This window comes from Microvirga sp. Mcv34 (assembly GCF_024519725.1).
In the GTDB taxonomy this organism is placed as follows: Bacteria; Pseudomonadota; Alphaproteobacteria; order Rhizobiales; family Beijerinckiaceae; genus Microvirga.
This window is the reverse complement of the sequence record NZ_JALJRK010000064.1, coordinates 1-10,502: the sequence shown is the minus strand read 5'-3', so window position 1 is coordinate 10,502 and position 10,502 is coordinate 1. Positions and strand designations below refer to the sequence as shown.

The following is a 10,502-nucleotide window of genomic DNA, read 5'->3' as shown; positions in this document are numbered from 1 at the left end:
TGTTCTTGGCGCCCGGCTCGATCATCATCTTGTACGTGGCGTGGAAGTGACTGCCGTTGCCCGAAAGGGCATGGGTGGTGGTCTCGCCCATCTCGGAGCGTTCTATCCCCTCCGCGTCCGTCCAAGAGGCCGATCGATAGCGATCGCCCTGGCGGACTTCGAACCGGAGGGTGTCGTCGTCGAGCATCTGGAAGTTATGAGCGCTGGAGGCGGCGATCCGATAAATTGAACCCCGGTACTGGATCACTTCCTGCTCCAGAATGGAGGCCGACCATTGCAAGAGCGGGAAGGAAAGGCGAGAGGTCGCAATCGAAGCCAGTGCACGCGACTGGTACCGGATGAGGAGAAGAGCAGCGAGGGCGACCGAGACAACCGCGACGGTTAAGATCAGTCCAACGCGTCTTCGACGTGCGCGCATCATCGTTCGAACCCGTTCATCAAGGCACCTCCCTGCTCGATACCATCGACCCCAGCGTGATCCAGCACCCTCATCGGACTTAATCAGCAAACCATAAGTGGATCCACTTTAGGGCTTGATGCTCCGTGACCCTGTTCCTCGTTCCCTCTGAACGCTCGAATAGCCGAAACGGATGCGGCCCTGCCGCAGGACGCGCTGAAAAGATTGTTTGGGTGTCCCTGGAATCTTGTCAAGTCACGGATCCTTGATGGGGTACATGGAAGAAGGAAGGGAGGCGGCGCTGGCGTCTGCCGCTCTCGAAGGTGCGCCGGGCAGCAGGGTTGGACGAAAAGCTGGCGCAAGTGGCTCATCAACTTCGTATTACGTATTACCGCCCCAGGATAGTATGAGCCGGGACCTTAATCTTCTATATATTCTGTTCTCTCGTGGTGGGAACGGTACCGCGCGTGTTAAAGCACTCGTCAATCTGCCAAGGCTCGGAACAGCCATGGGGACACCCATCGCTGGGGCTTTTCGCGATGGGGCGATACCTGCCGGTGAACCGTAACCGACCATCGGCGGCGCTGCGCAGGGCACTCAAGCCCAGTTGGTGGACACAGATTTCTCGGAGCAAAACTTATGCCGTCTCTTCATGACTCCGTTCGCGCCGGCCTTCTGTTGTTCGCCCGCTTGATCGCAGCAGTGCCGGTGTTCGTGAGTCTCAATGCGAGCGGCGCTTTGGCGTCCTATCTCGTGGCTCCAGGCGACGTCATCGAGATTTCGGTGGTCGGCCTGCCAGAGCTTCGGCAGAGAGCGACCGTCAACATGGAAGGCCAAGTGTCGCTTCCGCTGGTCGGCTTGGTCAACGTCGCCGGGCTCTCCCTGAACGACCTTCAGGGAAAATTGAGGAACGACCTGACCAACAAGACCGTCCGCAACAGGGCTCCGGACGGGAGCGAGCGGGCCGTCTACATCTATCCGGAGGAAATCACCGTCACGATAGCCGAGCACCGGCCGATTTACGTCAGTGGAGACGTATCGAGGCCAGGCGAGCTTCCATACCGGGCCAAGATGACGATCCGGCAGGCGATCGCGCTCGCCGGAGGACTGGATGTGATGCGCGCTCGATCGGGGGTGGATCCAGCCATGCAGGAGGTCGATCTGCAGACGGAAGGTCGGCTCCTTCACGCCGAGTACCTTCGGCAGCAGGCGGTCGTCGCGCGCCTGTCGGGCGAGCTGAACGGTACCCCCAGTAAAGGAACGGATAGCGCCGCTTCCGGCGGTCAGATCCTGACGAAGGCGCAGCGCGCACAAATGGAACAGCTCGACATCGCCCTCGACGATTACAAGAAGGAAGTAGCCTCTCTCCAGAAGTCGGTCGAGCAGACCCAGTCGCAGATTTCGACCCTTGAGCGGTTGCGAGAGGAATTGGTACAGAGTTACCAGCAACAGGCCGCCGACGTTGCACGATTGAAGGGGAACCTTGAGAAGGGATTGACCTCGATAGGGCGGCTCTCCGAGGAGCAGCGGGCGCTGAGCTTCGTATCGGAACGGCTGCTCCAGACCGAAGCGAACCTCACCATCGCCAGACGAGGCGAAGAGGAGCAGAAGCGCCAGCTGCAGCGGGCCAACGATCAGCGGCGGCTGAGGCTGGTCCGGGAGCGGGAGGAAGCGGAGAACAGGCTCGCCGACATACGCACGAGGATTCAGGCAGCCGGGGACAAGCTTATGCATGTCGGTACGGTGAAATCACGGGGACAGGAGAACGCGGCCGACAATCCCACCTTCAAGATCTTCAGGAAGGACGGGAGCACCTGGGCGGGATCCGATGCGGCCTATGATACGGAACTCATGCCCGGCGATGTCGTCGAGGTCATGCTCCCGCGTGAAACGTTCAAGGCAACCGAGTGATGCAGGATGTCGGGAGCAAGGGATGTCGGCTCAAGGCGGTATGGACAGGCGGCCAATCGCGCTGCCCGTCCGACCTCGGCGCGTGTCGGTATCCCCGAAGCCCGTCCCAGGATACATTCGCAGCGGCCGCATCCAGGACTGGCACCGCGATAATCTTCCAAATCGAGAGGAGCTTCCCGTGCTGATCGGCAATCGCCAACGCAACCTACGTGCATGCGCTTGGTTCTGCGTAATTCTGCTCGCCTACTTGTCACTGATCCCAGGGGACTTTGAGGTGCGAACCGGCGCTCCGACAAGGCTCGAGCATTTCGTTGCTTATTTCGGCACCACAGTGTTTTTCATGCTCGCGTACCCGCGGAAGAGAATCTTCGCCGTTGTGTCTCTAATGGTTTACGCGTGCTTGCTAGAATTGGGTCAACTGATCTCGCCAGGCCGGTTTGCCAGCATCGTCGATGCAACGGCAAGCATGCTGGGGGTCGGTGCCGCGGGAGCTCTGTCGATCCTGATTTCGGCTTCAGTCCTCGTCTCAGGGCCAAGCTTTCCTGGGGAGAGGCATGACCTGACGAAGCGCATGCTCGAGAAGCAGGGCGATCACTCACACTGGCGGAAATAAGAGCAAGGCCGTCACAAAAGATATCGGTGCTGGCGATCGAGGATCATCTTGCGGAGCTTCAGGTAAGTTTCTCCGCCGGCAATCTTCAGGACCTTCTTCATCTCCCATGTAATGGCCTCTCTCATGATCGCCAGGCGGCGACCGGATGCGATAGCGGTCACTTTCGAGAGTGGCGTCCGTCGATAAATCGAGAAACGACCGTAGACGCGCAACCCGTTCACCATGGTCATGCGGGTCGTTGGCTCCGAAGTGAACAGATCCGTCAAGCCCGATGCCGCGGCCGCGAGAGCTATGCTCTCCGAGTAGTATCCTCCCGGAACGGAACCAACCGTGACAGGCTTGTCCAGAATCTCCGACAGGACCATTCGGCTCCTCTGCCATTCGTCGCAGAGGATCTGCGGTGAACACGCAGACATGCGTCGCGGGTGGCTGCAAGAGTGCGTGCCTATGATATGTCCACGGGAGGTCAGATCTCGAATCTGCGCTGCCGTCATGAAGCCGGCGCGTCCGATATAGTCGGTCGTAACGAAGAAATGGCCACGCCAGCCCTTTCGCTCGAGCGCGTCTGCGATGATGTTCGCTGCGCTCACGCCACCATCGTCGAACGTGATCAGCAGGGGCGCCAGGTCATCCGCATTCGAGCCCTTGAGCTGCGGCAGGAGGATCGGGGAGGCAGAGGTCGATGCAATAGCGTCCAGGTGCCGAGCGAACTCACGGGTGGGAAGTTTGTACAACGCCGGGCCGCCGCCTGGAAAACCACTGGCATCTGGGTGCTCTTCGACGACGTCGTGATATGTCAGCACGCGCGGCATGGCGGCTGTTTCCTCCCGTCCTATCAACGTTCCCGGGTACATTCTGAACGATCCTTTGCCATACCTCCAGTTACCATGACGAGAGGGTTAACTTTCCCTCTCTGGCGGCCGCTAAGCCTGTTTGAGAACGGCCCATTCTCCCCGATCGTGCCACCGGTTCCAGAAACGGAGCAAGCCCACAAGGAAGCCGAGGCCATAGGAGAAATGGAGAATTCCGTAAGCTAGCGAAAGACGGGGCGTGAGATGCCAGCCCGCCAGCCGAGCGGTAAGTGCCGATGCCATGAAATTCGCGACCACATAGCTCCCCATGACCAGGCAGAAACCCCAGGCGGCCAAAGTGAAGAAGGGAGCCAGGATGGCCGTGACGACGAGAGCTGCTGCGAGGAGGGGCGGGGCGAATTGACGGGGACGCATCTGGAGCGGGTGCTTCTGCATGACCCTGATCTTCCAGTAGCCGTACTGGTAATACTGCCTCCAGAGGGAGCGCGGCGTGCTGCGATTGTAGTACCTTGACTTGATACTGGGGCAGAGCAAGATCTTGCCGCCGTGCTCGAGAAGCCGATAGTTGAACTCGTCGTCCTGGTTGCGAACCTGCTCTTCGTCGAAAAGGCCGATCCGTTCGAATACCTGCCGCGGCCAGGCTCCCATCGAAACGGTATCGCTCCATTCTTCGTGATCGGCGTAGTGGAAGCGTCCGTGACCAACGCCGAAGCCTGTCCCGGTGGCCCAGGACACCGCTTCGCCGAACGGACCCTCGCTTACAGTCTCCATGCGACCGCCGACATGGTCGGCGCCTGAACGTGCGAGCGCTTCGATACATTGCCGAACGTGATCCGGCTCCAGGAACGTATGGCCGTCAACGCGAATGATTACGTCGCCCCGCGCTTCCTGAAGCGCGGCATTGAGTCCGGTCGAGGCGATCCGACCCGGGTTGTCGACGATCGAGATCGAGAGGCTGGGATGCGCGTCGGCGATACGGGAGATAATTTCACGCGTATCGTCTGTCGACATGCCATCCGCGATCAGGACTTCCATCCGGTCGCTGGGATAGTCCTGAGCAAGCACCGCGCCGAGGCTCTCCTCGATGAAGCGAGATTCATTCCGAACCGGCATGATGATGCTGACGAAAGGGCGATCCGTTGAGGATGATTGCCTCTCGTCATGATAGCTGTCGATCAGATGTCCATCCACGTAGTTCATCGACTCTTCTCTTTTCTGACGCAAACGTCACCTTCGGCAAAAGCGACCGATTCAGGTTTCGCTCGGATCCGCTTCGTCATGGTGACAGGTTGGTGAAACGAAAGTGGCGGCGACGGAGCGATCACTGGAATCAAACAATGTGCTACCCGATTGTAAGCTCAGTCGAGGACACGTGTCTTTTGCCCACATGGAGTGCTCCCAAGTATGAATAGACAAATTGTTCTTTGGTGAAGCTTCGATCGAAAGATGAATGACCTTCGTCAGCAGGACAGATCAACATCTTCTTCATCCGGCACGGGAGCGCGTATTGCAGAGCGCGAGGCACAGAAGAATCTGAGCGAGAGACGCGCATGCACCTGCTAGAGAAAACAGAGCAATCGCGGCCACATCGCTTTCGAGATACAGCACGCCGAACGTAAGCGCTCCAGCACGCAGGGCCGTGGTCCCGACCTCGTAAACGAGGAGGTGGCCTTGCAGGCTCATCAGCGGGACGGCGCTGAGCGTCGGCACGGCGATGAAGGTGAGGTAGGACGACAGAGTCAGCCAGCGCGCATACTCGCCGGCAATCACCCAATCGGCTCCGAAGACCAGTCCGAACAGCCATGGGCCGGTGATTGCCACGAACCCGAACGGGAACAGTCCTATCGCAGCGAGAGCAAGGGTTCCACGAAGCAAGATCGGTCGCAGAGCATCCGATTCATGCCTTGCCTTCGCGATGCGGGCGAGGAACACGGGTCCAGCCGCCTCGGCAATGACAGTATTGGGCAGTTGGATGACACGCGTCGACAGCAGATAGAACCCGGCGGCCGCCGGGCCGAGTAGCGAAGCGAGCATCAGCGACGGGATGGTGTATGAAAGGTCACGGAACCATTTCTGGGGGGCCCGGAAGAGGGGGAAGTCACGATAGCGGTAGGCCACCTCTCGTAGCGACTTCAAGGTCGACATATCGTCCGTTGAATGGGCCGGAGGGTCGTCCCGCCGCATGATGGAAGGGCGAGCTCGGAACCATAGAAGGACGGTTTGCAGAATCTTCGACAGTATGCCGAGCACCAGCAGCACCGGAGTTGTGGCCGAGACGAAGCCGATCGAGACCTTCGATATGTTGTTCGCCAGCGCCTCGATGATGTTGATCCGTGAAATCTCGTTGAACTTGCCCTCCCGATACAGCCAGTGATGCAGTGGCTGGCAGAATCCCGAGAGCAAGATCAGGACCGGTGCGAAATACAGAAGTTCCGGCGAAGCACTGAATCCGATGGCATTCGCGATCTCATGCCGAAAGACGCCGAATACCAGCAGCGAGATCGAGGATATGAGAAGGGCAATGAGAGCTGAGAGCTTGAGGAGCGATCGAGCTTCCGTTTCGGACGGGGGCAGAACGATCGCTGTCCCGTACATTAGATCTGCAAAAGACCCTATGATGAGAACCGTTGCCGTGAAGACTCCAACTGCCCCGAAAGCCTCTGGTCCGTAAAGTCGGGTGATCAGAGGGGAGAAGGCGATCGTGAGGAATTGAGCCGTTGCGGCCCCTCCAATAGCCACGCTCGCGCTACGGATGAAGGGGTGCTTTCTCAGTTCGTGAAAGCGCCCGCTTGCTCGTCTGGCCGCACCACGAAATGGCCGGCTCGCCTTGCCGGCGACGAAAGAACCCTCGTCCAGTGTCGGATGGATCGGAGGTGCGAGATCCGCGCTCTGAGAGTTGCCGCGCCACATCTGAACTGCTCGATCCTCTCATAGTCCGTTTCGCGATGGGCCTTGCGATCGCTGACAGGTGAGGATCCGGTCGTGCCAGGATCCCGCGGCTGCCGCATTCATCTTGGAGAGATGCGCATCCCGTACGATTCAGAAACTCCGTTGCCTAGGGGGCTTCCTCCTGCGAGGAGCAGCCCTGTTCTTTGCCGGATCGTGCGTTTCGGTGAACCGGGCGCACGTCACCGACAAAGGCTTTAGCGATCCGATCACGGGATCGTGGACTGCACCGCACTAGCGCATGCACCTCTCGACCCAGCGAAGTTCTAAGTGCTGAACCCCGCATCCCGACGGACGAGACCACGATCAATGCGGTCACGCCACCAGTTAATCGTTCGTTCCAGACCATCGTAAAGCCGAACCCGCGGCTGCCATCCGGCCGTTCGATGCAGGCGACTGCTATCGGCCAGAAGTGCGCGCACCTCGGAATTGACCGGACGAAGACGTTGCGGATCCTGAACCACAGGCTTCCCGCAGTTCGTCGCCTCGCAAATGAGCTTGATGAGATCGGATACCGTGACGGCCGAACCGCTACCGGCATTGTAGGCTTTTCCGAACTCGATGTCGGGGGCCGAGCCGACAGTGAGGAAGGCGGCGACCGTGTCTTCGACAAACGTTAGGTCCCGTACCGGGGAAGTATCACCAACGCGTATCTCAGGACAGTTCCGATCAAGCGCCTGACGGATAATGGTCGGGATGATGGCGCGCTCGCTCTGACGGGGCCCGAATGTGTTGAAAGGCCGGAGGATGGCCACGGGCAGGTCGAACGACCGGGCGAACGCCTCAGACATCATGTCTGCCCCGATTTTGGAGGCAGAGTACGGCGATTGTCCCTGAAGGGGATGAGACTCGTTGATTGGCATCGTAATCGCCGTTCCATAGACCTCACTCGTCGAGGTGTGGACGACGCGTCTTACTCCGAACTCCCGTGCAGCCTCCAGAACGTTGAGAGTTCCGACGATGTTGGTTTCCACGTAGGAATGAGGCGTGCTGTAAGATTGCGGGATCGCGATCAGAGCTCCAAGATGAAAAACGACATCCTGATCGCGCACGATACGGCGTATGAACGCGGCGTCGCGCAGGTCGCCACGGATCAGAGTCACACGGGATCGCGCATCGTCCGGGAGGTCGTCCAGCCAACCGTAGCTGTCGTACGAATTGTACAGGCTCAAAGCCGTCACTTTGGCCGACTGGGCGACGAGGGCTTCCGTTAGGTGCGAGCCGATGAAGCCATCTGCGCCGGTGATGAGAACTCTGGTGTTTTCGTATCTCACGCTTCCGTACCCCGTGTCTTGGCCGCGTTATGGATCGTCATAGGAGCTTTTGGTGGCGGGATCATCACGTGTGGCGCCTCGCCATGCAAATTCGCTATCTTAGCCCTCGGGAGCCTCGGGCCGATGCGCAGCACTGCAAGGACGCCGTAGATAAGCCACAGAATGTCCTGGAAGAAGCTCCGTTGAGAATAGTACTGCAGGTCGATGAGCGCCTTGGCGGTGAAGATCTCCCGGCGGTAGAATTCGATTGGGTCGGAGTCTCGCGGATAGAGTGCGTTCTCATTTCTGAAGGTGACCTGGCTCGGGCCCAGAATGCCGGGCTTGTGGTCCAGCACCTCCTTGAAATTCCCTGTGAAGCAGTCTGCGAAAGCCATGGATTCCGGACGGGGCCCGATAACGGACATGTCCCCACGAAGTGTGTTCCAAAGTTGCGGCAGTTCATCGAATTTCGAGGACGCTAGGAAATTTCCTACCGAAGTCAGTCTTGGGTCCTTTTGCAGGGTGAGGGGAGGGCCGCTGGTGCCGCAATCCTTATGAAACTTCCGAAACTTGTACATATTGAAGGGGCGCCCGTGCCTCCCGAGGCGAACCTGTTTAAAGAAGATCGGACGCCCGCTCTCGAGGCAGATCGCTGCGACAATCACGAGCAGGGCAGGCGAGAGGAGGATGAGGCATGCGGCAGAAAAGACGATATCGAACAGGCGCCGCGCCGCCTCCGAACCTAACCGACGGACAGTCGATGAACGGCCCTGGTTTTGCGAATTCAGCATTAGTCTGACCTCACTGGCAACGAACCGACTTCGCAAGGGCCTCCGCAACCCGTTCCACATGCGAGTCATCGAGCCGGGGAAACAGAGGAAGCGTCAGCTCACGTTCGCTGTAATCTTCCGTCTTTGGAAGCGTCACGGACGGGAGCTGCTCACGATAATACGAGAACAGGTGAGCCGGAGGGTAGTGGATCGTCGTTTGAATTCCCACGTCCCGCAGCGACTTGATCACGCGCGATCTGTCGACGTTGCTCGGCAAGATCACGGGCATGATATGATATGAAGACATGCTGTTCGTGCTGAACGGAACCAGAACCTCCGGAACATGCTTCTCAAGAAGCGAGCGGTACAGCTGTGTCAGCTGTCTTCTTTTGAGGTTCCAGGCTTCCAGGTTTTTCAGTTGTACGATCCCGATCGCGGCCCTCAACTCATCCATTCGGAAGTTGAACCCCAGCATGACCATGTCGTAGCCGGGACCGGAGCCGTTGTGGCGCTGAAACGTGCCGCTCGTCAGGCCGTGACCACGCATCTTCCGCATCCGATCACGAAGATCCGGGTCGGAGGCGATGATCGCGCCTCCCTCGGCGGTCGTCATGTTCTTGTTGCCATAGAAACTCAGCGCGGCGGCGACGCCATAGGTTCCGACGTCCTTGAGACCCGTCGCATGCGCGGCGTCCTCTATGAGCAGTAAGCCGCGCTTGTCCGCGAATTCCTTCCAGGCGGGGAGGTCTGCGAGGTAACCGGCGTAGTGAACGAGGACGATCGCCTTGGTCCTTTCCGTGCACTTGCTTGCCGCATCTTCCAGAGACATCAACGGATTGTCGAGAGAGTCGATGTCGACGAGCACCGGTTTGGCCCCGACATACAGGACGCAGTTGATCGTGGCGACGAAGGTCAGAGAAGGGACTAAGACTTCGTCGCCCGGTCCGATGCCGAGAGCATGGAGGATGAGGTGCAGGCCGGCGGTGCAGGAGTTGACGGCAATCGTCTCATCCACCCCATGAATCTTCGCAAGGTCTTCCTCGAAGCGTTGAACCCGCTCTCCCATCGTGATCCAGCCGCTGTCGATCACCTCGCACAGGGCAGCCTTCTCATCCGATCCGAGCACCGGATCCGCCACGGGGATGAAGGAGACATCGGTGAGGGGCGTCGGTGGTGTTTCGACAATATCGACCTTAGTGGCAGGTGCCGCTGCGAGCATGTATCTCTCCGATGAATCAATCTCGACGTGACTGATGATATGCTGCCGGGTCAGACCGCAGCCGCTGCAAGCGATGGAACCTGCTCGTCCCAGTCGATCTCCTGCGCTTTGTGGAAGTCCTCGACGCGACCGATGTCGAGCCAGAGACCCTGGTGCTTGTAGATATGGACAGGAACGCTTCTCTCCATCATGCAAAATACGAGGTCGTCGAACCCGAATGGCATTCCGGATGGGATGTAACGCAGTACTTCCGGTTCCATGCAGTAGGCTCCCATGCTGACACAGTTCGACAGCGTCGGCTTTTCGCGAAACCGCGTGACGACGCCATCGACATCGTCAACAACACCGAAGTCCATCTTGGTGGTTCTCATCGTTGTCGCGATGGTAAGTGGATGACCGTGGCTGCGGTGGAAGGAACTGAACGCGTTGAGGCTCAGATCGGTGAGAACGTCGCCATTGAGAACGAGGAAGGTGCAATCAAGCTTGTCCCGAAGCAGCGTCAGCGGGCCAATCGTCCCGAGCGGCTCGGTCTCTTGAGTATAGGTGATGTTCATGCCCCATTGTTGGCCGTCGCCACAGAC

At 59.0% G+C, this 10,502-nt stretch carries 10 protein-coding genes; 2 read left to right on the top strand and 8 right to left on the bottom strand.

Going from position 1 to position 10,502, the window contains the following annotated elements; all coding sequences use genetic code 11:
* On the bottom strand, positions 1–421 hold a 421-nt coding region (locus OC446_RS23060), incomplete at its 3' end, for a hypothetical protein (RefSeq protein ID WP_262031356.1).
* A gap of 615 nt (positions 422–1,036) precedes the next feature.
* Here OC446_RS23060 and OC446_RS23055 point away from each other — a divergent pair.
* Both OC446_RS23055 and OC446_RS23050 read left to right on the top strand, forming a co-directional pair.
* Positions 1,037–2,308 (top strand): polysaccharide biosynthesis/export family protein, encoded by a 1,272-nt coding sequence (locus OC446_RS23055; RefSeq protein WP_262031355.1) that lies wholly within the window; start codon positions 1,037–1,039, stop codon positions 2,306–2,308.
* Between the two features lie 178 nt (positions 2,309–2,486).
* Complete coding sequence (locus tag OC446_RS23050) at positions 2,487–2,921, top strand: VanZ family protein (RefSeq protein ID WP_262031354.1); 435 nt, start codon at positions 2,487–2,489, stop codon at positions 2,919–2,921.
* 11 nt (positions 2,922–2,932) lie between these two features.
* On the opposite strand, the gene OC446_RS23045 is transcribed toward OC446_RS23050, so the two are convergent.
* The 7 genes from OC446_RS23045 to OC446_RS23015 all read right to left on the bottom strand — a co-directional run.
* Positions 2,933–3,733 (bottom strand): polysaccharide deacetylase family protein, encoded by an 801-nt coding sequence (locus OC446_RS23045; protein WP_262031353.1) that lies wholly within the window; start codon positions 3,731–3,733, stop codon positions 2,933–2,935.
* Positions 3,734–3,844: 111 nt separating this feature from the next.
* Positions 3,845–4,933 (bottom strand): glycosyltransferase family 2 protein, encoded by a 1,089-nt coding sequence (locus OC446_RS23040; RefSeq protein WP_262031352.1) that lies wholly within the window; start codon positions 4,931–4,933, stop codon positions 3,845–3,847.
* 285 nt (positions 4,934–5,218) lie between these two features.
* Positions 5,219–6,643 carry a lipopolysaccharide biosynthesis protein gene (locus tag OC446_RS23035; RefSeq protein WP_262031351.1) on the bottom strand — a complete coding sequence of 475 codons (1,425 nt, stop codon included), beginning with the start codon at positions 6,641–6,643 and terminating at the stop codon, positions 5,219–5,221.
* A gap of 302 nt (positions 6,644–6,945) precedes the next feature.
* Positions 6,946–7,953, bottom strand: coding sequence for an SDR family NAD(P)-dependent oxidoreductase (locus OC446_RS23030; RefSeq protein WP_262031350.1), 1,008 nt, complete (start codon positions 7,951–7,953; stop codon positions 6,946–6,948).
* Positions 7,950–8,723 (bottom strand): sugar transferase, encoded by a 774-nt coding sequence (locus OC446_RS23025; RefSeq protein ID WP_262031349.1) that lies wholly within the window; start codon positions 8,721–8,723, stop codon positions 7,950–7,952. The genes OC446_RS23030 and OC446_RS23025 overlap by 4 nt, the downstream gene beginning before the upstream one ends.
* A 10-nt stretch (positions 8,724–8,733) precedes the next feature.
* Positions 8,734–9,921 carry a DegT/DnrJ/EryC1/StrS family aminotransferase gene (locus tag OC446_RS23020; RefSeq protein WP_262031348.1) on the bottom strand — a complete coding sequence of 396 codons (1,188 nt, stop codon included), beginning with the start codon at positions 9,919–9,921 and terminating at the stop codon, positions 8,734–8,736.
* 50 nt (positions 9,922–9,971) lie between these two features.
* Positions 9,972–10,502: sugar phosphate nucleotidyltransferase (locus OC446_RS23015; protein WP_262031347.1), on the bottom strand; the 531-nt coding region annotated here is incomplete at its 5' end.